The following is a 22,627-nucleotide window of genomic DNA, read 5'->3' as shown; positions in this document are numbered from 1 at the left end:
CTCTCTCAACGAATGTCTGGCGTGCAGGGAATTGACGGTGCCCGTCTTGTCGTCGGCTCTTGTCAGGTTTGTGCACGAACGGCAAAGAAATCAAGGACGGCGTCGATCTGGCCTTCCAGCATGGCGGGGCCCTGGTGGATGGCGCAGCCTCGCTCGCTCGCCGCCAGCAGCAGCGGTGTCGTCACCGGCTTCAGGATGATGTCGGCGACCAGCGCGTCTCCGGCCAGGTGCGTGATGTCGAGCGGCAACGGATCGTCGGGGCGCATGCCGATCGACGTGCAGTTGACGATCACGTCGAAGCCCTGCGCATCCGGATTGGCCTCGAACACATTGAGGCCCGGCCGGTGGGCCTTGATGCCGTCAACCAGGGCCCGGCAACGTCGCGTGTCGATATCGAACACGCCGATCGCATCGGCGCCCGCCGCGGCGATGGCGTGCGCGACCGCGCAACCTGCTCCGCCCGCGCCGATGACCAGCACGCGACGTCCCGTCAGCGTCTGTCCTCGCGAGGCCAAACCACGGATGAAGCCTTCCCCGTCGAAGTTTTCGCCGATCAATCGGCCATCCTCGGTTTTCCGGATCGTGTTGAGCGCGCCGGTCAGTCGAGCCTGGGGGCCCAGTTCGTCGACCCACTCGGTGGCCGCGATCTTGTGCGGCACGGTCACCACCAGCCCGTCGAAATTCCGGATCGCACGGAAGCTGTCGATCACTTCCCGCAGCGCGTCGGGCGCCACATGCAAGGGCACCAGCACGGCATCGGCGCTGCGCTCGCGAAAGGCGGTGTTGAATAAGCGCGGCGATGCAACCTGGGCGATCGGATCGCCGACGATGGCATAGACCCGCGTGCTGCCGGACAGCGGGCCGGGGATGCCCTGGACGGTCGTCATGCCGCGGCCCCGTTGCTGGCCGCGAGCCTCGGATGCGGCGCCCGCGTCTTGCCCGCCAGATTCTTCGCGATTCCCATCGGCTCCGCCCTGAAGATGCGCTCGTCCATCGTCCGCAGCGCCGGGGAAATCAGCGGGCGGAATCCCATCTGGCTCAGGATGTCGCGTTCCAGATCGATGCCCGGTGCAATCTCGATCAGCTCCAGCCCGTCCGACGAGGAGCGGAACACCGCCCGCTCGGTGACGAACAGCGTGGTCTGGCCGCGCTCGCGTCCATATGGACCACTATAGGAAACCTGTTCGAGCTTCTCGACGAACTTGCGATGCTTGCCCTCGGTCACGATGGCGAGTTGGCCGTCGCCGGTGGCGATTTGCAGGCCGCCCGCGGTAAATGTGCCGCCGAACACCATCTTGCGGGCATTCTGGCTGATATTGACGAAGCCGCCGATGCCGATCACCCGGTTGGCGAACCGACTGATATTCACGCTGCCTTGCGCATCCACCTCGACCGCCGAGAGGAAGGCGAGATCGAGGCCGCCGCCGTCGTAGAAATCGAATTGGTAGGGCTGATCGATCATCGCCCAGTAGTTGCGGGAGGCGCCGGCGTCCAGGCCGTTGGCCGGTGCGCCGCCGATCAGGCCCTGCTCGTTGGTCAGCACGATGTGCTCGAGGATGTTCTCCTCGGCGGCCACGATGCCGATGCCCGTGCAGATGCCCGAGCCCACGTTGCAGATCGCATCCGCTTCCAGTTCCATCGCGCAGCGTCGCGCGACGATCTTCCGCTCGTCCAGGGGCAGGGTCGGGAACGAGCCGAGCGGAATGCGCAGTTGGCCAGCGAAAGCCGGGTCGTGACGCGTCTGGTAGGTCTGGTGCTGGTCCGGCTCGACCACCACCACGTCCACCAGCATGCCCGGAATCTTGACGGTCTTGCCCGGCAGGGTGCCGCGCTGCGCGAGACGCTTGACCTGCACGATCACGATCCCGCCGCAACGTCGCGTGGCTTGCGCCATCGACAGCATCTCGCCGAACACGGCCTCGTCTTCCATCGAGATATTGCCGTCCTGATCGGCGGTGGTGCCGCGCAGAAAGGCCACGTTGATATCGAACGGCTTGTAGAACAGCCATTCGCGCCCCTTGAGTTCCACCAGCTCGACCAGGTCGTCGGTGCAGCGCGTGCTCTGCTTGCCGCCGCTGATGCGCGGGTCGACGAAGGTATGCAGTCCGACGTGGGTCAGCAGCCCCGGGCGTCCCGCAGCGATTTCCCGCATCAGTTGCGAGAGCGCGCCTTGCGGCAGCGTGTAGGCTTCGATTTCGTTGCGGTTGGCCATGTCGGCAACCGCCGGCGCGTCGACCACGGTGCCGCACACCACGCGCTTGAGCAGGCCAGGGTGCGCAAAATGCGAAATGCCGCGATGCGAGCGATCTCCCAGTCCAACCGGGTGCAGCGACGTGATCGAACGCGGCGCCGCCGTGGCCAGGAAGCGCCGCTCCACCGCCTCGATCAGCGCTTCCGGGATGGCATGTCCCGACCCCGAACCGCCGATAACGATCGTATCGCCGTCATGGATCAAGGCCGTTGCCTGATCGGCTGTCAATAGCTGCATCGCTGCTCCACCAGAAAAGTAAGTGGAGCGAGCTTATGACTTATTTACTAGTAAGTCAATTTTCGGGAGGGGCGGTGTTTACCCTGCTCGATAGGCGAAAACAGGCGGACGCAGGTGGACCCGCGTCGGACGACGCGAAGGAATATCGGGGAGGCGGGGAAGGGCGGGGAAGCGGTCAGCACCGACGCGCGGGAGGCGCGTCGAATGCTCGTCGGATTACTTGCTGCTTCGACGGCGTGCTTTCGGGTCCGGCGCGTAGGCGGACAACATCACGCGGGAGAAGGCATCGAAAAACAGCTTCAATTTGTCGAAGCCGCCGGTGCCATGCGTGAACACGGACGAACTGTTCACGATGTTGATCAGCAGGAAGGCGAGGTCCTCTCGTGGCGTGTCGTCTCGCAGTTCGCCGTTGTGCCAGGCCGTGTCCACGGCGAGCCGGATCCCTTCATGAATCGAGGAGGTGAAGGAGGCGAGCATGTCGCGCGCACTCTCGCTCAGCACGTCGCTCTCGAGCCGCAACCTGCCGATCAGGCTCCAGGACTGCGTGCCGTGATCGGTCGGGTTGAACTGCCGGTAGCGCTCGAAGTTGTACTCGACCACCTTTTGCAGCTTCTCCTGCAAGCTGGTGGTCTGGTCGAGCCAGATGCGCAGATGCCGCCCTCGCGCTTCGGCCACGTAGTCGGCCACGACCTCGTCCACCAGCGCCTGCTTGTTGCCGAAGTGGTAGTGGATATTGGTGGTCGTCACACCTAGCCGGGTGGCGATATCGCCGTAGCTGGTGCCGTTGAAACCGCGGCTGATCAGCAGTTCCGTTGCCACCTGCTTGATCTTTTCGCGCATGTCGGAGCGTGCAGCGGCAGGCGCCCTGGCAGCCCGCTTTTTCCGCGTTGCTGTTTGCGTGCCGCCGCCGAGTTCGCTTTCCGTGCTGTTTACCATCTTTGACTGCCGCCCCTTTTGATCAGAGTTCACGCGCAGCATGCTACCGCATCCAGGCGCGTGACGCGGCACCGATCACGCCTGCACGAGCAGGAGTGTTTCGCCTTCCTGCACGACTTCCTTGCGCGTGTTCACGACTTTCATGGCGAGCGTCACGATGCCACGATCGCTGCGTTTGGTGCTGCGTTTCGCGTGAATCCGCACCTCGACATGGATCCGGTCGCCGATGAGCAAGGGGGCGCGGAACGACCAGTTCCAGCTCAGCGTCGCGATTCCCTTGAGCCGGACGGGGCAGCGCGTTTTCAGGCCGTCGGCGAGGGACAAGCCCAGCAGCCCGTGCGCTATCCGGCCGGGGAAACCCGCTGCCTGCGCGAATTCGTCATCCATGTGGACGTCGAACAGGTCGCCGGACAGGCCGGCAAATCCCACCACGTGCGCTTCGGTGACGGTCACGCCGCTGGTCTGGTAGGTGTCGTCGATCTGCAGGTCGTTGAAGCCATATTCGCCGGGTACCAGTACGCGCGCTGGTTTCTGGTCTTCCGACTGGTTTGTCATGTCCATCACTCTCACCCTGTTCGTTGTGAGATGTGATCATACCTTATTTACTAGTAAGGAAGAATTGAGGCCCGGCCAGTATTCTGGATGGCGTTGTCGATCACGGCTTCGGCACATCATCGTCTGGCCTTGATGAGCCCGCCTGTCACGAGCCGCGCCGTGCCATGTTGAACTCTCGAGTTTCCCGCTGAAAAAAGCGTAGCCGAGCAGCGCGGCCCACAACAGCGCCGAGTACGCTTTCCTTGGGACAGGAAGATGCCTTGAGCACGAAGCTAGCGACAGGCCCTCGGTATCGGAGAGCGCATGACATCCCTCGATAGATATCGGCGGGCCACCCAATACTGCGGCGAGCGCTATACGGTCGTGAGTATCCCCGCTATTCGGAATTCGTGGGCAACATCTGCATGGCGGCTTCCTGCGCTGCTTCTACATGCCGACGTGCGGCGACCTCGGCCGCCTCGGCATTTCGCTCCTTCAGTGCCTTGTGCAATTTATCGAGTTCGCGCAGGCTGGCTGGAAGGCGTTCAATCTGCATCAACGACGTTGCACGTAGCAGAGTGATACGCGAGTACAAACTCAACAACATCTCCTTGGCGAGCGCGTTGCCGCAATGCTCGAGCAGAGTATCGTATAGATCCGTCTTGGCCTTCAGTATGGCGGAAGAATCGTCAGCCTTCGCCGCAGCCTTCAATACGCGCATGCGTTCACCAAAGCGATTCAGTTGGTCGTCGCTGGCAAGACGAGCAAAACCTGCAGCGGCATAGCCTTCCAGCAAGGCGCGGATCGCATAAATTTCGGCCGCCTCTTGTCTCGACATGACGGCGACGACCGGCCCCTTGTGCGGGAAGATCTTGATGAGTTTCTCGCCTTCGAGCTTGCGCAACGCTTCGCGGATCGAGGTTCTGCTGACTCCGAGCAAATCACAGAGTTCTCTTTCGACCAGTCGTGCTCCAGGCGCGAACTGGCCGGACACGATCGCCTGGCGCAACGCATTTTCGACTTGCTGTCGCAATGTCTCAGGTCGGAGCAAGCCTACTTTGTCGGACATCTCGAATGTCTCCCTGTCTGACAATCAGATAAAGCGACATGATAAACCGCCATGCTCGACCATGCAAAAGCCCTACGTTCGCGACGTAATCACGTCGGGATTGACGAGATTGGTTGGCTGGCCTGCGGCAAACGCAAGCACATTGTCGAAAGCGCCACCGAAAAAAATCTCGTATGTGTCTTTCTCCACATACCCCAGATGAGGGCTGCAAATAGTGTTCGGCAGAGCGAACAATGGCTCCGCGTAAGCAGGTTCGACCTCATAGGCGTCGAGTGCCGCGAAGCCCGGATTGCCCCTGCGTAACTGGGCGAGTAACGCGCCCGGCTCAACCAGGTCCGCCCTGCTGCTGTTCACGAAAACAGATGAGGATTTCATCAGCGCGAGATCCCCTGCACGAATGCAGCCGCGGGTGTCATCGGTCAGCCGCAGATGCACGCTCAAGACATCGCTCTCGCTGAAGAAAGCCTCGCGGCTCGTCGCCACTTCGAAGCCATCGCTTGTCGCGCGGGCGAGCGAGCCGTCGCGGCCCCATACGATCACGCGCATCCCGAACGCCGCGCCGTAACGCGCGACGATGGCGCCAATCGTGCCGTATCCGAGAATGCCGAGAACGCGTCCGCGCAATTGAGTGCCAAGTGTGCCTGCCTGCCATTTTCCGCGTTGCGCGTTCTCGACTTCGCACGGCAATCGTCGCATGGCGGCGAGCACCAAGGCCCATGTCAATTCAGCCGGGGCATAAGGATTGCCGCCGCTCGCCGCGACGGCGATGCCTCGGCGCGTACAGGCGGTTGTATCGATATGCGAAACGCCTTTTCCCGTTTGGCTGATCAGTCGCAGCGAAGGCAGCATGCTCAGCAAGCCGTCATTGATCACGGTTCGCTCCCGAATCGGAATCAGCACGTCGACATTGCCGATCTGCGCGGCCAGCGCCGCGGGATCGCTCTCCGATCGGGTGTGGATGCTTACGGTATGACCCGCGAGTTTGCGGAAGGCATCGAGATGTCTGACCGCATCCTGCGTGTCGTCGAGAATCGCGATTCGCAAAGCGGTGGATACCTGGGCTTGCGTGTTCATATTGTTTCGGTTTTCGGTTATCGATCTGGTTTGTATGGAAGGCGCACTGCATGCGCCGGTTTCACTGTCCATCCACGGGATCGCGGTGGTACTGTCGAACCACGTCAGCGGCAACCTTGAATGCATCCAGCGCGGCCGGCACGCCACAGTAAATGCATGCTTGCAGCAACACCTCCTGAATCTCATCGACGGTGACACCGTTGTTCAATGCTCCGCGCACGTGCAGCGCGATTTCGTGTGGACGATTGAGTGCCGTGAGCATCGCGAGGTTGATCATGCTGCGTACCCGGCGCTCGAGCCCGTCGCGGGTCCAGATTTCGCCCCAGCACCACTCGGTGGTGATCTTCTGCATCGGTTTCATGAAGTCCTCGACTTCATTGACCGACTTGTCGACGTACGCGGCGCCCAGCACCTCACGGCGCACGGCAAGTCCCTTTGCGAACTGTGGAGTATCAAATTCGGAAGGCATAGTCATGTTACGTTTTCCTCAACAATGAAATGAAGCGGTGCACCGGGCTGTGAGGCCGTATGCCTGCCGCCATGATGAAAGTGGTCTACACGACTGTCGGTGCGCCTGACCGCCGCCGGAAATGTCGGCGCATATCCTTGCCGAACGTGTCCTATTTCGATGATTGTGCCGAGGCGCTGAAGTGAACCTCGATGGCAGCCCAGTATTGCGGCACGGTGACGGTGGAATCATCGGTATCGCCGGCGCCGCCGGCATCCGTCCCGAAGGTGAAATGCTTCCGGGGAATGTCGATCGTCGTCGGCTCGATCGCTGCATCGGCCGGCGCATATGACGCCATTTCACAGTGAATTGCCAGTTCCTTGGCTGAACGTTTCACGCTGACGACGCCTGGCGCAACGACGGACCACACACCCTTGTCGTTCGAGAGCGTGCACTTCGCACCAGTGGCAGGGCCGTTGCTGCTGACCGCCGAGATGGCAATGCTTTCTCGATACTGATCCTGATTGTCATTGGCATCGCCGCTATTCACCGACGCATCCGTTACAACCGAAACCCCCAAGGCGGAGGGGGAATCTCCACCGTCGGTGGTGGCCGCTCCCGCGTGAGCGGCAAGCAACAGGACAGACAACACAAGCGTGCGTTTCATCGTTTTTCCCCCATCGTGGCAATGCCAAAAAAATTGAAGATCGATTCATCGGTTGTGCTACGAACGCTTCTACGCGGTCAGGCGAGCATAGACATGTGGCTCATTCATTTGCGGGCTCACGGGAATGCCACGCTGGCCAATTCGGCTGCAACCCTGGCGATTTCGGTGTGGTCGCGCCCAGGTCCCAGGGCGATAAGCGCCGCTTTCCACCGCGCCAGGCATTCGCGGGTGAACGGCACGTCGGCGGCAAGTTCGCTGGCGAGGTCGGCGGCGATGCCGACGTCCTTGACGAGAAGATCGAGCGAGAAACCGGCCGCATAAGTGCCAGATAAAAGAAAGGGCTTGAATTTGGTCTGCGTGTTGTAGTTCATCCCGGACGATGCATTGAGTACGTCGATCATTCGATCCGGATCCAGGCCGAACTTCTTGCCGATCAGTACCGCCTCGAGCGCGATCAGGAAGCCGCCCGCCAAGGACAGGTTGTTCAGCGCCTTCATTGCATGGCCTGCTCCGATCGAACCGACATGCACAGGCTCCCGGCCCAAGGCTCGCAAAACGGGCGCCACCCTTGAGATCACCTCCTCGCGGCCGCCCGTCATGATCGTCAGGTCGGCACGTTCGGCGCGACGCACGCCCCCGGACACCGGGGCATCGACCAGCGCGATTCCGAGTGCAGCGAGGCGTTCAGCGATGTGCATCGTGCGCGAGGGCACGCCGGAACTCATGTCGATGACGATTCCGCCCGGCGTCATGGTGTATGCCGCGCCGTCCTCGCCGAACAAGACGGCTTCCACTGCGTCGCTGTTCGGCAGCATGGTGATGATGATCGGTGCGACTGCCAATTCGCGGCCACTGCTCGCGACGCGGCAGTCGAATTCGCGGGCGAATTTCGCCGCGCGGTCGAATCGAGCGTCATGGACGACGACATCGTGAGTTGCCTTGACGAGGCAGGCGGCCATGGGCCAGCCCATGGCGCCAAGACCGGCGAAGCCGATTGGCTGCGTCATTGATTTTCTCCGGGGTCAGTCAGGAAATGGCAGATCGCGGGTTTCTGGCAGGAACCAGGGAGCTATCACACCAAGCAGATAGACGCTGCCCATTGCCAACGCCGCATGAGGTATGCCTCCCAGTCGGTGCACCAATGCACCGGCCGCGATCGGGAATACCCAGATGATTAGTCGGGCGCCGTTGAAGATGAAACTGATGGCGCTCGCCCGTACCGAAGACACGAATAGCTCCGCGGGATAGATCGCCATCCACACGTATGCGCAGCCCAAGGTGAAGAATCCGTCGATTGGCGCAAGCCACATGAGCTGTAGTGCATTGCTCGCGATCCGATACGAGACGATTGTCATGATCAAGGATCCGGCGAAGGTCAGGCATACGAAAGCGCGACGGCCGATTCGGTCGATGATGAAGCCTGCGATCAGATATGCAACGATCGCGCCGAGCGTGAATGCGAGCGAGGCCTTTGTGCCCCACAAGGCAGGATCCTGAAGACCCGCGGCTTTCGCCAGTGCGGCGGTCTGTGCCGGCAACCAGGAAGACACGGCCCACAGCCCGGTGGACGTGACCATCGAGAGCAGCAGGGACAGCAGCATGCGGGAGCGTGTATCGCTGGATGCCAGCAACTGCCTGAGCGGGAAAGGCCGTGACGTGGTTTCCGTGAGCGTGCCTGCGAGGCCTGCTTGCGACCATTGACGATTGCGTATCGCGACAGCCCATTTCTCGGACTCGTCGACGCCGCGCCGAAGGTAGAGAACGAACAGGGCAGGCAGCGCGCCGATCAGGAACATGGTCCGCCAGTTGTCCTGGGAGGACGGCGCGTAACGTGACAGCGCATACCAGATCGCCGCAGCGAGCAGAGTGCCCCAGCCGTAGCCGGATTGCAGGAAACTCAAGCCCTTCGCGCGTGCGTGGTCGGGCCAACTTTCCGACACGAGCGCGATCCCCGTGCTCCATTCCCCGCCCATCGCGATCCCCGTCAGAAATCGCATCACGCCGAGCATTTCGAAACTGTGCGCGAACGCGGTGGCGCCCGAGAACAGGGCGTACAGCAAAACCGAGGCTAGCATGACGCGTTTCCTGCCGAAGTAGTCGGCAGCCACGCCGCCGATCAACCCGCCGACACCCCAGCCAACCAGGGCGATTCCGAGGACGCCGCCCGCATAGATGGCGGCGTTGCTCGCTTGGCTCGGCGTCAGCACCGAATGCAGCAGTGGCGCCATGACCAGGATCGGCGCCATGGCCTCGTAGCCGTCAAAGATCCAGCCAAGGAAGCCGCCGAATAAGGTTCGCCAATGCATCGCGGTGAGCCCGTCAGTCCATCCGGGCTTGCCGCTCGCGGCGGCCGAACTGCTGTCCATCTGCCTGTCCTCGCTGAAAAGATGAGATCCGGAATGCATGGCATGAGTCCGTTGCCACGTTCTCGCGTCACGCACATTATCTGTTTGTCATACAATCTGTCAATAGCACGATGTGTCAGCCATGCTGTTGTTCAAATGTCTTCTTCCGAATCTCCTATGCCTGTTCTGCCCAATACGCTTGCGCTTCGTCCACTGGTAATGCTGGGCTTCTGGTTGCGCGTCGCCCGGCGGAAACGGTTGAACGACGAACATCGCGCTGGAGGCGAGGCGCCTGCGCGCAGCGGCGATGTCCCTGAGCATGCGTGGCATTTCACGACTTTTCGCTGGCTCTCGATCTACGCCGGGATGTTCGCGTTCTCGATGCTTGCACTGGCGGAACTGGTCGGGGGAACGGTCGCGCATCGCCTCGACGATGTCAGTGATTCCTCCCTTCACTGGGAGCGGATGTATTTCCATTCCATCCAGGATGAAAAATTGCCGGAGGCGATCGCCGACCGTATCGCTCGTGACGCGCCGGAGCAGAATTACTACGGACTTTTCGCGGCCGACGGGCGACGACTGGCCGGCAACATTTCCGAGTGGCCAGGTTCCCTGCCTGCGGACGGGGAAAAGCGCACGTTCACGCAAGGACTTCGCATCGACAAGCATCCCGGTGCTCCGGTCGTTCGAGCCAGCGCCGAGCGACGCGCCGACGGGAGCACATTCGTGATTGCCCGGAACATGACGCAGCTCAGGTCGATCAGGCGCGCCATGCTGGATACGCTGATCGGCGGAGGCAGCGCCTATCTGTTGGGTACGTTTGCTCTCGGGGCCGGGCTCAGCTATCGGCAGTGGCGACGTTTTCTGTCCATGCGCCAGTCGACGCTCGAGATCGCAAGAGGAAATCTCGCGCGACGCTTGCCGACGGGGGGCAACGACGAATTCGACATGCTGGCGCATCTCGTGAACCGAATGCTCGACCAGATCGAAAATCTGATGGGCGAGGTAAAGGGCGCGTGTGATGGCATCGCGCATGATTTGCGTACACCGTTGGCGCACATGCGCATCCGGCTTGCGAGCGTCGTGGCGAATCAGGGGGAGCAAGGGGCGGGTATCGATGCCCGGCAGCGTGTCCTGCTGCGAGAAGCACTGGCGGACGTCGACATGCTGCTGCAGCGATTCCACGCCATTCTCCGAATGTCGGAAATCGGCGCGCGTCGTCGTGACGGCTTCGCAACGGTTGATCTTTCCCAACTCGTGCGCAGCGTCGCCGAATTGTATGAGCCGCTGGCCGAAGACCGAGGTATCGGATGGCAGACCGCCATCGATGACGTCATGCCGCTGCACGGCGACAGTGACTTGCTGTTCGAGGCGGTGGGCAACCTGTTGGACAACGCCGTGAAGTATTCCCCGCGAGGTGGCGCGGTCCGCATTGCACTCCGAGCGGGAACGGCTGGCCCGATACTGTCGATCTCGGACGACGGGCCCGGCATCCCCGTACATGAGCGCGAGAAGGTGCTCAGTCGTTTCTATCGGGGCGAGCGTACCTGCCACATTCCGGGGACCGGACTTGGGCTCTGCCTCGTCGCGGCAATCCTGGAGCTGCATGAGTTCTCGCTGCGGATCGAAGAAGGGCCCGCAGGCACCGGCACCGTCATGCGGATCGAATGCCGGGCATGAACACGAGTGGCGAGCCTCACCCAAGCCGTTTCCGTCGCGTACGCCGGCACGGCGGCTTCCGGCTCGACGCAGCGAGGGCGGCAATTCCCTGCCGCGCCAGTACGCCTCAGGTTTCGCGCTCGATTGGCAGCGTGTAGTGACAATAACCACGCTCGTCGTGGCTATGGACGAATCCTGATTGCTCGTACAAGTATCGCGCGGGGTTGTCGGCCTTCACGCCGAGCGATATTTCGGTGATGCCGCTGGCCTTCGCGTCCGAGACGAACTGCTCGAGCAGCAACTGTCCCAAGCCGGTTCGGCGGAATTCAGGTATCACATAGATCGAGGCGAGTACCGCGGTCCTTGCATGGATTTCCCAAAAGCTGTAGCCCGCATACTCGCCCGCGCACTCCACGATGAACATGCGATCGAGGTCCTGAGTCCACTGCCGCAGATGGAACAGCATGCCATCCTTCCAGCGCTGTTCCTGATCGGGCTCGATCTGCCGGATGTAGTCGAGTTCACCCGCATAGACGTATGGAAGATCCGTTGCGCGAGCGCGTCGGATTGAGCGAGGTTGGGTCATTAGGCTATCGGATCGAGAGTGAACGGTATCTGGTGTACCTTGCCGCGGTTGCGACGATGAAACATGGCGTCGGGGCGATGGCGCGACCAGGATGTCGATCACATCGCCCTCGTGGTATTGCCGCGCCGATGGCCGGGCTCAAGCTCCGGAATGGCTGGCCGAGTCTCGATTCGGCGTCTGCACATTGACCGGCGAGCCGCGCACGAAGGCGCAGATGTTGGACACGAGTTGATCGGCCAGCGTCTGGGTGGCCTCTTCGCTGGCCCAGGCCACATGAGGCGTGAGAATGAAGCCGGGATGGTTGGCCAGGCTATGGAACGGATGTCCGGCTGGCATCGGCTCCTCGCTCGTGACGTCGAAGCCGGCGCCGGAAATCATCCCGCTCTCGAGCGCGAGTACCAGGGCCGCTTCGTCGACCAGCCCGCCTCGCGCTGTATTGATGATCAGCGGCCGGCGCGTCATGGCCGCGAACTCGGCCGCGCCGATCATATGACGATTGGCGTCGTTTAGCGGGCAATGCAAGGTGATCACGTCCGATTGCGAAATCACCTCCTCGAATGGCACATGAAGACCATCGTCGGGGCAGGGCCGGTGTTTGCGCGCGGCAAGTCTTACCTGCATGCCGAGCGCCCGCCCGATTTCCGCCACCGCGCTTCCCAGCGCACCGTCGCCAATCACGCCGAGCGTTGCACCGTGCAGGTCCTTGATCGGAAAATCGAAGAAGCAGAATTGCCCCGAAGCTTGCCAGCGCCCGGATCGCACGGCGTCGCGGTAGGCAAGCAGACTGCGACGTAGCGCGAAAATCAGGGCGAACGTGTGTTCCGGCACCGTGTGCACGGCGTAGCCGCGAATATTGCTGACCACGATGGAGCGCGCCGCGCAGGCATCCAAGTCGATGTTGTCCGTCCCGGTGGCGGCAACCGCGATCATCGCCAGGCGCGGCGCGGCTGCGATGGTCTTGGCGTCGATCCTGACCTTGTTGGTGATCACGATATCGGCATCGCGGATCCGTGACACCGCCTCGTCTGTCGTGCTGTGTGGATAAATGATCAGACGATGAGGAAATGGCAGTTCGGCGAGCACGGCGGCGGGGGGTAGCGTCTCGCGATCGAGGAAGACGACCTGAAGCGGGGAGTCAGGAAAGATCATTGGGATGTGTCATCGAGGCATGGAGGAGAAATCCTTCCTGGTCATTGTGCCGATATCCTCGGCGCCCATGCTTGCCCTCTGTTCAAGCCCGCTTTCCGTAATGGAAAGTCGGACCTATGCCGGTGGATTAGACTGTTTGCTGCGAGCCCACGCCGGACCCCCATCGCTGGGGCCGGCTGGTTTTCCGAGTGGCGCAGCTCGCTTGCCACCCACTGAGACCATGGTCAATCCCCTCCATATCGATTTGCAATCCTTGCGGGTGTTCCTGCTCGTGATTGAGCACGGCAGCCTGACAAAGGCCGCCGAGGCTGGGCAACTGACGTTGTCGGCGGTCAGCAAACGTATCGCCGAACTCGAAAACGTGGCAGCCTGCCGGCTGCTCACACGCCATCCGCGTGGCGTGATGCCGACGCCGGCCGGCCGCGGTCTCCATGAACATGCGAGCCGGATACTGAACCAGGTGAATGCGATGGCCAGCGAACTGGGCGACTACGCGAATGGCGTGCGGGGCCATGTCCGCCTGTGGGCGAATACGTCGGCCATTGTCCAATTCTTGCCGGCGGATCTCGGATCCTTCCTGGCCGCCCATCCGACCATTCGGATCAGCCTCGAGGAAAAGCTCAGCGGCGAGATCGTCGAGGCGCTGCGCAACGCGGATGCGGATATCGGACTTTTCGCCGGCAATGTCGCCACGCCGGGCATTGAGCGACGCCACTATCGCGACGACGAACTGGTGCTGCTGGTGCCCCGTAGCCACCGGCTGGCAGCGCTGGACGTCATCACCTTCGCGGCCACTCTGGACGAGGATTATGTCGGCCTGAACGCCGGCAGTTCGCTGCTTGACCTGATGACGCACGCCGCGCTCGACGCGGGGCGGCCTCTGAAACTTCGCATCCAGGTCTCGAGCTTCGATGGCATCTGCCGCATGATCGAAGCGGGTCTGGGCATCGGCATCCTGCCTCGCGCGGCCGTGAGGCAGGAAAGCATGGCGGCCGGCCTGGCCTTGGTGGGCTTGGCGGATTCGTGGGCGCGTCGATCCCTATGGCTGGGCGCCCGAAGGTTTGATGCCTTGCCCCCCGAGGCGGCGAGGCTGGTTGCCTTTCTTACCGAAAACGCGGCGCTCATAGCGGATTGATTTCTTCCTGGCTACGCCGGGTCGTCAGCGGCCCTAGCGCGCGCACCACGATCGCCACGGTTACCAGGGCAGCTGCGATGGTGCCGAACATGGCGCCTGCACCATAGTCGTTCAGTACCGGTAGCAGGATGAACGGCAGTGCGCCACTGACGATACGCGACAGGGCGTAGGTGCTACCGATCGCCGTCGATCTTACGCGTGCCGGAAAGATTTCGGCCTGATAGACATGGTAGGCATTGCTGAAGACGTTCGAGGCACAGGTGGTCAACACGCCGAAGCCGACGATCAGCGCGGTATGGTTCGAATAGGCGAAGCCGATTCCGAATACCGCGATCGAGAGGATCGCGGCAATCACCAGGGTGCGCCGCTCGATCCGGTTCAGCAATGGGATGGACAGCAGCGAGCCGACCGGATAACCAAGAAAGGACAGCGCCATGAACAGCGTGCTGTCGGTCACGTCGAAGCCGCGACTCTTGACCACCAGGCTCGCCAAAGTCCCGAACCCGTAATAGCCGAAGGCCTGCAACAGGTGGAACACGCCGAGCATCGCGAAGCGGCGCCCATACAAGGGCGTACGCAGGATTGCCAGCCGCTCCCTGAAGCCGGTTGCCGCGGTATCCCGTTCCCCGGGGAGCTGGGCGATGGGCGGCAAGACGACGCCGGAGCCGTCGGCGAAGCGGCGCAGCATCTCCAGGGCCTCATCGACTCGGCCTTGCGCGAGTAGCCAGCGTGGGCTTTCAGGCAACCGATGCCGCACCAGCAGCATGAACAAGCCGCCCAGGCTGCCGAGGGCGAGTATCACGCGCCAGCCGGCGACCGCGCCGAGATGGATCGGGTTGAGCCATACGGCGAGAAAACCCACCACTGGTACCGCGACGTAGGAGAGCGTATAAGCCCAAGCCGCCAGTCGCCCTCGATAATTCCTGGGCAGGATCTCCGACAGAAAGGTATCGGCTACGGGATATAGCGCGCCGACACCGATGCCGGTCAGAAAGCGGCAAGCGACCAGCATCTCGGGATTGACGGAGAAAGCGCCGAGCAGGGAGAACGCACTGTACCAAACGAGGTTCAGCACGAAGGCGCGTCGGCGCCCGATGCGGTCGGCGAGGCTACCCAGGCACAAGGAGCCGACGAACATCCCGATGAAGGCGGAGGCCAGTAGCAGTTTGAAGTCGAGACTATGCCTGTCGAGCCCGTATTCGTTTTGCAGGGCTACCCCGATTGAACTCACCAGGAAGATCTCGAACATGTCGAAGAACAGACCGATACCGATTACGCGCACCACGAAACGGTGCAACTTGCCGACCGGCATGTCGTCCATTGCCTGGCCCAGGCTTGCCGCGGGCGCACGGGCCGTGTCTTGAAGTGGGTTTGCTGAAAAGTGTGGTGGCGACGCGCCGTGGCCGCCGAGGCCGATTGGATTGCTGTTCATGTCCTTGTCTCCTGGATCGCCGCGCGGTATGCCGGGCGGGATGTCTGCGCATCCGCTCACGCCCGGTCCGGCGGCTTGTCTTCTCGATGTCGTGAGGTACGACAATGGCCGGCGACACCAGGTCGGTGCCAGCCGGCTAGGGCTTACAGCAGTTCCGAAATCTCGATCAAATTCAGATCTGGATCGCGTACATAGACTGAGCGGATCTTCTGCGTCGCGCCGGTGCGCTCCACCGGCCCCTCGACAATCGGCCAGTTCACGCGTTCCAGATGTGCGATCACCTGAGCCAGCGGTACCGAGGCGATGAAGCAGAGGTCGAGCGCGCCCGGAACCGGTACGTGAGCCTTCGGCTCGAACTCGGCGCCACGAACGTGAAGGTTGATCTTTTGGTTGCCGAAACGGAATGCGAGACGTCCCGCACCGAAGGTCTCGAGCTGCATCTGCAGCACCTCGGTGTAGAAATGCCGGGTGGCGTCGGGGTCGACGCAGGTCAGCACCAGATGGTCAAGATGGTCAATCAAAGGCATGGTCAGGCTCCCTGGGCAATGCAACCGCGCTGCTCGGGCCGACCATCGGCTCCGTTGCGCGGTATCGGATGAAGATCGAGGCGGCGGCCGGCCTTGAGCAGCTGGCTCGGCACGTCGTGGCCGACCAGGTCCGGCAGCAGTGAGGCCGCCGCGAGCGTGGCGGCGAGATCCACGCCGGTCTGGTAGCCGTCGAGTGCAAGCATATGCACCAACTCCTCGGTGCAGACGTTGCCGGTCGCGCCGGGGGCGTAAGGACAGCCACCAAGGCCACCCAGCGACGCATCGAAGCGATCGATACCCTCACTCAGGGCGGCTAGCGTATTGGCCAGCGCCATGCCGCGCGTGTTGTGGAAATGGAGCGTCAGCTCGTGGGCCGCAAAGGTGTCGGCCGCCAGTCGGCTCAGCGCGGCCACCTGCGAAGGGTAAGCCATTCCCGTCGTGTCGCAGAGCGTGAAGCCATGTACCCCCAGCTCAGCGAAGCGCTGCATCCAGGCTAGCACTGTATTGGTGGATACCTCGCCTTCCATCGGACAGCCGAACACGGTAGACAGCGATACATTGATTGCCGTGCCGGTCGGCGCGACCACCCGAACCACGTCGGCCAGTTGCGCGAACGATTGCTCACGCGTCATACGCAGGTTCGTGAGGTTATGAGTCTCGCTTACCGACATCACCAGGTTGACCTCGTCGACGCGACATAACAGAGCGCGCTCCGCGCCGCGAACGTTGGGAACCAGCACTGTGTACACGACACCGGGCGCGCGCGCGATTCCATGCATGACGGCCTCGGCGTCGCGCAGTGCGGGAATGGCGCGCGGTGAGGTAAACGAAGTCACTTCGATCTTGGCGTAGCCACAGTGGCTCAGCCTATCAATGAGCGCGATCTTTTGGTCGGTGTCGACGAAGCGTGCCTCGTTCTGAAAGCCGTCGCGTGTCGCGACTTCCTGAATGTAGATCCGCCGTGGGGATGCTTGCATGTTCGCCTGCCTGTTCGAGAGTCCGGGATCAGAGGATGCCGCGCGTGCGCCAGTCGGCTCGCGTGTCGGCGTCGATACCGAGTCCAGCCAGGACCGTATCGGTGTGCGCGCCGAGTTCGGGCGCGGGAGCGGTGATTGCGCCGGGCGTAGCGCCTAGCTTGGGGATGATGCCGGGCACCTGGACCGGGGTACCGTCCGGCAGCGCCGTGTCCAGGATCATGTCGCGAGCCTGATAATGTGGATCCGCCGCGATATCGGCGACGTCATAGATGCGCCCTGCGGGGATCCGGCCTTCGTGAAGGGCCGCGAGCACCGCGTCGAGTGGGCGTTGAGCGGTCCACTCGCCGATTGCCGCGTCGATCCGCTCGACCTGGGCCACCCGTCCGTCGTTACGCGCAAGCGCTGGATCCTCGCCGAGATCGGTTCGACCGATAATGTCCATCAGGCGCCGGAAGATTCCGTCGCCGTTGCCCGCGATGAGTGCGTAGCGGCCGTCGGCGCAGCGATAGGCGTTGGTGGGTGCGATGCCCGGCAGGCTACTGCCGGCTGCCTGGCGCACGGCGCCGAACGCGGAATATTCCGGCAGCAGGCTTTCCATCATGTTGAAAACTGCTTCGTAGAGCGCGACATCGACCACCTGGCCCTTGCCGCCTTGTTGCTCCCGATGTCGCAATGCCAGCAGAATGCCGATCACGCCATGCAGCGCGGCCAGCGAATCGCCGATCGAGACGCCGACGCGCACCGGCGTGCGGCCGGGCTCGCCGCTGAGATGACGCAAGCCGCCCATCGCCTCGGCAATCACGCCGAAGCCGGGGCGATCGCGGTATGGCCCGGACTGGCCGTAGCCCGACACACGCAACATCACGAGGCCAGGGTTGATCGACGACAACGTCTCCCAGCCGAGGCCCCAGCCTTCCAGTGTGCCGGGACGAAAATTTTCTATCAATACGTCACAGTCGGCTATCAGTCGTCTCACCACGTCTTGCCCCTCGGGTGCGCGCAAATCCAGCGTGATCGACTGCTTGTTGCGCGACTGTACAGCCCACCACACGGACGTGCCCTGGTGCAGCATGCGCCACTTTCGCAAGGGGTCGCCAACCGCCGGCGGCTCGATCTTGATGACTTCCGCACCGAATTCGGCCAGCAGCCGGCCGGCGAAGGGGCCGGCGATCAACTGCCCCAATTCCAGCACGCGTACGCCTTCTAGCGGTCGCTGCATTTGCGTATCTCCATCCATGTTCAAGGTCTGTTCGCCATGGTGCGGCTTTCCGGTCGTGTTGATAATCGCTGCTTGTTCAAGCACCCTTTCCTGTCGGGAAAGGCTCAGGGATACTGGCCCGCTGCTCGACTCAGGGAGCCTGCGAGCATTCGCATTAGTCGAATGCTCCGTTTGCGTCGTCCTGATGGTCGGCGAGCTCTCGAGCGGTGATACTGGGACAGATGCAAGGCTTTGCGAAAAAGGGGCTGCTGATGCCGATCGACCCGGCATGGCGCTCGAGTCCGCCAGGCAAGGCCGATAACGCACGATTTCGGCGATATCGAGAACTCGCTTCGCCGGATGACGAAACCGTCAGGCCCGTGTCGTCGGGCAGGGCGATCTTGAGGACCACGCAGCCCGAGCGAGTAGGAGACAGCGGTGCGCTTCGATACGACAGATTTGAAATTGTTCGTCGCCGTGGTGGAGGCCGGCAGCATCACGCACGGCGCTGCGCGCGTGAATCTCTCACTGCCCTCGGCCAGCGCTCGCGTGCGACAGATGGAAGAGATGGCGGGCGTGCCGCTGCTCACGCGTGAGCGTCTGGGCGTAAAGCCGACGGAAGCCGGTCATACCTTGCTGCAGCATGCGCGTTCGACCTTGCTGGCGATGCAGCGCCTTACCGATGATCTCGGCCAGTTCGCCAGGGGCCTGCGCGGCACGGTGCGCGTGCTTGCCAACACCAACGCGATGACTGAGTTCCTGCCCGATCCGATCGCTCATTTCCTCGCCAGGCATCGCAACGTGAATGTCGCGCTCGAGGAAAGGCTCAGCGCCGATATCGTCGCTGCGTTGATCGACGGCGTGGCGGACATCGGCGTCGTGGCCACGGGTGCCAGCACGGGTGATCTGCAAACCTTTCCCTTTGCCAACGACCGGCTGTGCGCGGTGGTTCCGTCGGCCGAGCCAGCATTCGCGTCCTTGCGCGGCATCGCGTTCAATACCATCCTCGACCACGACTTCATCGCTTACGCGGCAGCATCGGCGCTCCAGACCTACCTCGAGGACCACGCTCGCGCCCTGCATCGTCGTATCGAGCCGCGCATTCGCCTCAGCAGCTTCGACGCGATTTGCAGGCTCGTCGAAAACGGTGTGGGCGTTTCGGTCGTACCAGAGTCCGCCGCGCGTCGCTGCCAGCGCACGATGTCGATCCGGCTGTTACCGCTGCTCGACGATTGGGCCGTCAGGGAAATGCGCGTTTGCGTGGCTGACCGCGATGCAATGCCGGCTTATGCCCGCCTGTTGCTGGAGCATCTGGTGCCATCGCATTGACTTGCCCGATGTTCGCTGCCGCACGCGGTAGTTCGATGGCGTCGACAGCCCGAGCCTATGGATATGCCAAAGGTGGCGATCGGCAATGCCGCATTGTTCGCTCACTGCGCCGTGCCGACAATGAACCCGTTGCTTTCACCAATAGGAACAACGGTCATGTCTTCCTCCAATGGCATCCCCACGATTCAGTCCCGTAGCTGGCTGTTTACTCCCGCCACGCGTCCGGACAGATTCCCGAAAGCGCTAGCCTCCGGCGCGGACGTGCTGATTGCGGATCTCGAGGATGCGGTTCCAGCCAGCGACAAGGCGATAGCGAGAAACAACGTGAGCAGCGTGCTGAGTCGGCAGGACGGCAGGGACACATTGCCCTTGCAGCGTCTGGCGGTTCGTATCAACGCGTCGTCCTCGACGGAAGGCTTGTCGGACCTTTTGATGCTGGTCAAGGCACACGCTGCGCCGCGTTTCGTGTTGGTACCCAAGGTCGAGTCCGCGGAAACGGTCCAACAGATTGCGGCCTTGTTCGCTGATGCCGGGCTCGTTTCCAGCATTGTGCCGATGATCGAGTCCGCCGCGGGCGTCGATAACGCGGCCGCGATCGCGGTTGCCGCGCCGAAGGTGTCGGCACTGATGTTCGGTGCGGCCGATTTTGCATCCGATGTCGGGGCCCAGCCGGGCGCCTTCGCGCTGCAGGTTGCTCGCAGCCGCGTGGCGGCGGCTTGTGTGACGAACGCACGTCTCGCGATCGACGCCCCGTGCTTCGCGCTCGGCGATCCCGAGGCCTTGCGACATGACCTGCGATTCGCCGCCGACAACGGCTTTCTTGCCAAGGCGGCGATTCATCCTTCCCATCTGGCCGCCATCAACGAGATTTTTTCGATCTCGCCCGAACGCATTGACTGGGCACGTCGAGTCGTCGACGCGGCCGCGAAAGGGGTTGCCGTCGTCGACGGGCGAATGGTCGACGAGGCGATCGCGCGAGAGGCGCGGCGAGTGCTCGCCGCAGCTGGTTAAGGACTTGTTGAACCCTACATGAAACAGGAGTCGATCATGAGCGAAAACATTTCAGCCTATCGTCGGATCGGTGCGCAACGCTACCGCGAAACCTCGGGTTTGTACTTCGAGGATTTCGAGCCCGGCAACGTCTATGAACATCGCCCGGGGCGGACCATCACCGACGTCGACAATATCTGGATGACACTGCTGACGATGAACACGCAGCAGGTTCATTTCGATGCCGCCTACGCGGCCAAGACCGAGTGGAAGAAGCTGCTGGTGGACAGCACCTTCACGCTCGCCTTGCTGACCGGCATGAGCGTGCGAACCGTCAGCGCGAAAGTGGTCGCCAATCTGGGCTGGGACAAGGTGCGAGCGACAGCTCCGGTGTTCGCCGGCGATACGCTGTATGCCGAATCGACGGTCCTGTCACGTCGCGAATCGCGCAGCCGGCCGACCCAGGGCATCGTCACGGTCGAAACCAAGGGAGTGAATCAGGATGGCGTCGTCGTGATGACGTTCGAACGCACCATGCTGGTTTACAAGCGTGATCATTCGCCCGAATCCGCGGCGAATTACTGATGGAGGACGGCACATGGAACGCAATGACTCCATTCAAGGCGCCTACGCGGCGAAGCTCACGTCAGCGACCGAGGCCGTCTCGTCGTTGCGCAGTGGCTCGACCGTCGCGCTGGGCATGGCCATGGCCCAGCCGCCGGCGCTGCTCACCGCCCTGGCTGCCCGGGCGGAAGCCGGCGATGTGGACGATCTCGCCGTTTATTACTTTCACGCCGAGTCCTTTCTCAGGACGTCCCTGCTGCGCTATTCGCTGATGGGACGCATTGTTCCGCACTGCATGTTCATGGGCGAACCCGAACGCGAACTGATCGAGCTGGGTGAGAAGGACGGCGGCCGCAAGGTGGTGTTCTTCGTCCCGAATTCTTTCAGTCAGGCTCCACGCCTGTTCGCGGATCACATTCCCGTCGATACGATGCTCGTGATGGTGTCGCCGATGGACCGCAACGGCTATTTCACGTTCGGGACCAACAACGATTACACGAGCACGGTGGCACGATCCGCGCGTCGCTTGATCGTGGAAGTGAATCCCAACATGCCTCGCGTGTTCGGCCGGTCGCTGTTGCACATATCGGAAGTCGACGCGATCGTCGAGTCGCACGATCCCCTGCCGGAACTTCATCCCAAGCCCGCCGGGGTGCTGGAACAGGCGATCGGCGAGCGCATCGCTGAACTGGTCTCGGATGGCGCCTGCCTGCAAATGGGCATCGGCGCCTTGCCGAATGCGGTATGTGGGGCGCTCGCGGATCATCGCCACCTCGGAATCCATACTGAGTTGCTGACCCCTGGGCTTGTCGAACTCGTCCGGCGCGGGGTGGTCGACAACAGCCGCAAGGCGTTGGACCGCGGTAAATCGGTGTTCACGTTCGCCATGGGCGACCGCGCGATGTACAACTTCATGGACGACAATCCCGCGATCGAGAGTCATCCGGTCCATTACGTCAACGACCCTGCCAATATCGCGCGCAACGACAACATGATCTCCGTGAATTCAACCATCGAGATGGACCTGACTGGCGCCTGCAACTCCGAGCATCTCCATGGGCATCAATTCAGTGCGAGCGGAGGCCAGCTCGACTTTGTTCGAGGGGCTTATGCCTCGCGCGGCGGCAAGTCGATCATCGCGTTTTCCTCGACAGCAGCGGGCGGCCGCGTCTCCAAGATCGTCGGTCGCCTGGCGGGCCCGGTCACGACGCCACGCACGGATACGCACCTCGTGGTCACCGAGCATGGCGTTGAGAACTTGAAGGGGTTGTCGTCTACCCAGCGTGCGATGGCCTTGATCCGGCTGGCGCATCCCGATTTCCGGGATGCGCTGCAGGCTCAGGCTCGAGAACTTCACCTTATCTGAGAGGAGGCTGCCATGGCACGAACCATCGCTGATTACTTGGCTAAAGCGTTAGCCGACGGCGGCGTCGAGCGAATCTGGGGCGTCACGGGCGACAGCCTGAACGGGTTGTCCGACAGCCTGCGCCGGCTCGGCAAGATCAGCTGGTCGCATACGC

The 22,627-nt window shown here is 62.4% G+C and carries 22 protein-coding genes; 6 read left to right on the top strand and 16 right to left on the bottom strand.

What is annotated here, in order from left to right; translation table 11 throughout:
- Positions 1 to 62: 62 nt before the first annotated feature.
- The 10 genes from FB600_RS32255 to FB600_RS32210 all read right to left on the bottom strand — a co-directional run bounded on the left by FB600_RS32255 (position 63) and on the right by FB600_RS32210 (position 9,582).
- Positions 63 to 887, bottom strand: coding sequence for a shikimate dehydrogenase family protein (locus FB600_RS32255; RefSeq protein ID WP_096751895.1), 825 nt, complete (start codon positions 885 to 887; stop codon positions 63 to 65).
- Entirely contained in the window at positions 884 to 2,488 is a 1,605-nt protein-coding gene (locus FB600_RS32250) for an acyl CoA:acetate/3-ketoacid CoA transferase (RefSeq protein ID WP_098182202.1), read from the bottom strand. Before FB600_RS32250 ends, FB600_RS32255 begins: the two co-directional genes overlap by 4 nt.
- A gap of 216 nt (positions 2,489 to 2,704) precedes the next feature.
- On the bottom strand, positions 2,705 to 3,328 hold the full coding sequence (locus tag FB600_RS32245) for a TetR/AcrR family transcriptional regulator (protein ID WP_124095975.1): 624 nt from the start codon (positions 3,326 to 3,328) through the stop codon (positions 2,705 to 2,707).
- A 171-nt stretch (positions 3,329 to 3,499) separates the two neighbouring features.
- Positions 3,500 to 3,985 (bottom strand): MaoC family dehydratase, encoded by a 486-nt coding sequence (locus tag FB600_RS32240; protein ID WP_233630526.1) that lies wholly within the window; start codon positions 3,983 to 3,985, stop codon positions 3,500 to 3,502.
- 370 nt (positions 3,986 to 4,355) lie between these two features.
- Positions 4,356 to 5,027 carry a GntR family transcriptional regulator gene (locus FB600_RS32235; protein ID WP_098182200.1) on the bottom strand — a complete coding sequence of 224 codons (672 nt, stop codon included), beginning with the start codon at positions 5,025 to 5,027 and terminating at the stop codon, positions 4,356 to 4,358.
- Positions 5,028 to 5,099: 72 nt separating this feature from the next.
- Positions 5,100 to 6,071 carry a D-2-hydroxyacid dehydrogenase family protein gene (locus FB600_RS32230; RefSeq protein WP_145758014.1) on the bottom strand — a complete coding sequence of 324 codons (972 nt, stop codon included), beginning with the start codon at positions 6,069 to 6,071 and terminating at the stop codon, positions 5,100 to 5,102.
- 91 nt (positions 6,072 to 6,162) lie between these two features.
- The gene (locus FB600_RS32225; protein WP_103693244.1) at positions 6,163 to 6,576 is read right to left on the bottom strand and encodes a carboxymuconolactone decarboxylase family protein; all 414 of its coding nucleotides are present in this window, start codon (positions 6,574 to 6,576) and stop codon (positions 6,163 to 6,165) included.
- Positions 6,577 to 6,721: 145 nt separating this feature from the next.
- Entirely contained in the window at positions 6,722 to 7,216 is a 495-nt protein-coding gene (locus tag FB600_RS32220; protein WP_145758005.1) for a hypothetical protein, read from the bottom strand.
- 116 nt (positions 7,217 to 7,332) lie between these two features.
- Positions 7,333 to 8,223 carry an NAD(P)-dependent oxidoreductase gene (locus tag FB600_RS32215; protein WP_145758006.1) on the bottom strand — a complete coding sequence of 297 codons (891 nt, stop codon included), beginning with the start codon at positions 8,221 to 8,223 and terminating at the stop codon, positions 7,333 to 7,335.
- A gap of 15 nt (positions 8,224 to 8,238) precedes the next feature.
- Entirely contained in the window at positions 8,239 to 9,582 is a 1,344-nt protein-coding gene (locus FB600_RS32210; protein ID WP_103693240.1) for an MFS transporter, read from the bottom strand.
- A 156-nt stretch (positions 9,583 to 9,738) separates the two neighbouring features.
- Here FB600_RS32210 and FB600_RS32205 point away from each other — a divergent pair, with 156 nt between their 5' ends.
- Positions 9,739 to 11,241, top strand: coding sequence for a sensor histidine kinase (locus FB600_RS32205; protein ID WP_186024154.1), 1,503 nt, complete (start codon positions 9,739 to 9,741; stop codon positions 11,239 to 11,241).
- 106 nt (positions 11,242 to 11,347) lie between these two features.
- Here FB600_RS32205 and FB600_RS32200 read toward each other — a convergent pair whose 3' ends face one another.
- Both FB600_RS32200 and FB600_RS32195 read right to left on the bottom strand, forming a co-directional pair.
- The gene (locus tag FB600_RS32200) at positions 11,348 to 11,806 is read right to left on the bottom strand and encodes a GNAT family N-acetyltransferase (RefSeq protein WP_046575188.1); all 459 of its coding nucleotides are present in this window, start codon (positions 11,804 to 11,806) and stop codon (positions 11,348 to 11,350) included.
- Positions 11,807 to 11,944: 138 nt separating this feature from the next.
- On the bottom strand, positions 11,945 to 12,955 hold the full coding sequence (locus tag FB600_RS32195) for a D-2-hydroxyacid dehydrogenase (protein ID WP_145758008.1): 1,011 nt from the start codon (positions 12,953 to 12,955) through the stop codon (positions 11,945 to 11,947).
- 220 nt (positions 12,956 to 13,175) lie between these two features.
- Here FB600_RS32195 and FB600_RS32190 point away from each other — a divergent pair, with 220 nt between their 5' ends.
- Positions 13,176 to 14,090, top strand: a complete 915-nt coding sequence (locus FB600_RS32190; RefSeq protein ID WP_096751886.1) for a LysR family transcriptional regulator — start codon at positions 13,176 to 13,178, stop codon at positions 14,088 to 14,090.
- Here FB600_RS32190 and FB600_RS32185 read toward each other — a convergent pair.
- From FB600_RS32185 to FB600_RS32170, 4 genes are all read right to left on the bottom strand, one after another.
- Positions 14,077 to 15,522, bottom strand: a complete 1,446-nt coding sequence (locus FB600_RS32185; protein ID WP_096751885.1) for an MFS transporter — start codon at positions 15,520 to 15,522, stop codon at positions 14,077 to 14,079. The two genes, FB600_RS32190 and FB600_RS32185, sit on opposite strands and share 14 nt — an antisense overlap.
- Positions 15,523 to 15,665: 143 nt before the next feature.
- Positions 15,666 to 16,049, bottom strand: a complete 384-nt coding sequence (locus FB600_RS32180; RefSeq protein WP_145758009.1) for a VOC family protein — start codon at positions 16,047 to 16,049, stop codon at positions 15,666 to 15,668.
- A 2-nt stretch (positions 16,050 to 16,051) separates the two neighbouring features.
- The gene (locus tag FB600_RS32175) at positions 16,052 to 17,026 is read right to left on the bottom strand and encodes a hydroxymethylglutaryl-CoA lyase (protein WP_096751883.1); all 975 of its coding nucleotides are present in this window, start codon (positions 17,024 to 17,026) and stop codon (positions 16,052 to 16,054) included.
- A 28-nt stretch (positions 17,027 to 17,054) separates the two neighbouring features.
- The gene (locus FB600_RS32170; RefSeq protein ID WP_046575201.1) at positions 17,055 to 18,245 is read right to left on the bottom strand and encodes a CaiB/BaiF CoA transferase family protein; all 1,191 of its coding nucleotides are present in this window, start codon (positions 18,243 to 18,245) and stop codon (positions 17,055 to 17,057) included.
- Between the two features lie 417 nt (positions 18,246 to 18,662).
- Here FB600_RS32170 and FB600_RS32165 point away from each other — a divergent pair, with 417 nt between their 5' ends.
- The 4 genes from FB600_RS32165 (at position 18,663) to FB600_RS32150 (ending at position 22,473) form a co-directional block, all read left to right on the top strand.
- On the top strand, positions 18,663 to 19,553 hold the full coding sequence (locus FB600_RS32165; protein ID WP_046575203.1) for a LysR family transcriptional regulator: 891 nt from the start codon (positions 18,663 to 18,665) through the stop codon (positions 19,551 to 19,553).
- Positions 19,554 to 19,709: 156 nt separating this feature from the next.
- Positions 19,710 to 20,564, top strand: a complete 855-nt coding sequence (locus tag FB600_RS32160; protein ID WP_098182197.1) for an HpcH/HpaI aldolase/citrate lyase family protein — start codon at positions 19,710 to 19,712, stop codon at positions 20,562 to 20,564.
- A gap of 36 nt (positions 20,565 to 20,600) precedes the next feature.
- Positions 20,601 to 21,128, top strand: a complete 528-nt coding sequence (gene ripB / locus FB600_RS32155; RefSeq protein ID WP_046575207.1) for a (R)-specific enoyl-CoA hydratase RipB/Ich — start codon at positions 20,601 to 20,603, stop codon at positions 21,126 to 21,128.
- 13 nt (positions 21,129 to 21,141) lie between these two features.
- Positions 21,142 to 22,473, top strand: coding sequence for an acetyl-CoA hydrolase/transferase family protein (locus FB600_RS32150; protein WP_145758010.1), 1,332 nt, complete (start codon positions 21,142 to 21,144; stop codon positions 22,471 to 22,473).
- The last annotated feature ends 154 nt before the right edge of the window (positions 22,474 to 22,627 follow it).

The organism is Burkholderia sp. SJZ089 (assembly GCF_007828315.1).
GTDB lineage: Bacteria > Pseudomonadota > Gammaproteobacteria > Burkholderiales > Burkholderiaceae > Burkholderia > Burkholderia gladioli.
The sequence above is the reverse complement of the archived record's forward strand: the minus strand, read 5'-3'. Positions and strand labels throughout refer to the sequence as shown.

Excerpts from the sequence above, each read along its gene's own strand:
- FB600_RS32255 (WP_096751895.1), bottom strand. The coding sequence starts at position 887 with ATGACGACCGTCCAGGGCATCCCCGGCCCGCTGTCCGGCAGCACGCGG.
- FB600_RS32250 (WP_098182202.1), bottom strand. The coding sequence starts at position 2,488 with ATGCAGCTATTGACAGCCGATCAGGCAACGGCCTTGATCCATGACGGC.
- FB600_RS32245 (WP_124095975.1), bottom strand. The coding sequence starts at position 3,328 with ATGCGCGAAAAGATCAAGCAGGTGGCAACGGAACTGCTGATCAGCCGC.
- FB600_RS32240 (WP_233630526.1), bottom strand. The coding sequence starts at position 3,985 with ATGGACATGACAAACCAGTCGGAAGACCAGAAACCAGCGCGCGTACTG.
- FB600_RS32235 (WP_098182200.1), bottom strand. The coding sequence starts at position 5,027 with ATGTCCGACAAAGTAGGCTTGCTCCGACCTGAGACATTGCGACAGCAA.
- FB600_RS32225 (WP_103693244.1), bottom strand. The coding sequence starts at position 6,576 with ATGACTATGCCTTCCGAATTTGATACTCCACAGTTCGCAAAGGGACTT.
- FB600_RS32220 (WP_145758005.1), bottom strand. The coding sequence starts at position 7,216 with ATGAAACGCACGCTTGTGTTGTCTGTCCTGTTGCTTGCCGCTCACGCG.
- FB600_RS32215 (WP_145758006.1), bottom strand. The coding sequence starts at position 8,223 with ATGACGCAGCCAATCGGCTTCGCCGGTCTTGGCGCCATGGGCTGGCCC.
- FB600_RS32210 (WP_103693240.1), bottom strand. The coding sequence starts at position 9,582 with ATGGACAGCAGTTCGGCCGCCGCGAGCGGCAAGCCCGGATGGACTGAC.
- FB600_RS32205 (WP_186024154.1), top strand. The coding sequence starts at position 9,739 with ATGCCTGTTCTGCCCAATACGCTTGCGCTTCGTCCACTGGTAATGCTG.
- FB600_RS32200 (WP_046575188.1), bottom strand. The coding sequence starts at position 11,806 with ATGACCCAACCTCGCTCAATCCGACGCGCTCGCGCAACGGATCTTCCA.
- FB600_RS32195 (WP_145758008.1), bottom strand. The coding sequence starts at position 12,955 with ATGATCTTTCCTGACTCCCCGCTTCAGGTCGTCTTCCTCGATCGCGAG.
- FB600_RS32190 (WP_096751886.1), top strand. The coding sequence starts at position 13,176 with ATGGTCAATCCCCTCCATATCGATTTGCAATCCTTGCGGGTGTTCCTG.
- FB600_RS32185 (WP_096751885.1), bottom strand. The coding sequence starts at position 15,522 with ATGAACAGCAATCCAATCGGCCTCGGCGGCCACGGCGCGTCGCCACCA.
- FB600_RS32180 (WP_145758009.1), bottom strand. The coding sequence starts at position 16,049 with ATGCCTTTGATTGACCATCTTGACCATCTGGTGCTGACCTGCGTCGAC.
- FB600_RS32175 (WP_096751883.1), bottom strand. The coding sequence starts at position 17,026 with ATGCAAGCATCCCCACGGCGGATCTACATTCAGGAAGTCGCGACACGC.
- FB600_RS32170 (WP_046575201.1), bottom strand. The coding sequence starts at position 18,245 with ATGCAGCGACCGCTAGAAGGCGTACGCGTGCTGGAATTGGGGCAGTTG.
- FB600_RS32160 (WP_098182197.1), top strand. The coding sequence starts at position 19,710 with ATGTCTTCCTCCAATGGCATCCCCACGATTCAGTCCCGTAGCTGGCTG.
- ripB (WP_046575207.1), top strand. The coding sequence starts at position 20,601 with ATGAGCGAAAACATTTCAGCCTATCGTCGGATCGGTGCGCAACGCTAC.
- FB600_RS32150 (WP_145758010.1), top strand. The coding sequence starts at position 21,142 with ATGGAACGCAATGACTCCATTCAAGGCGCCTACGCGGCGAAGCTCACG.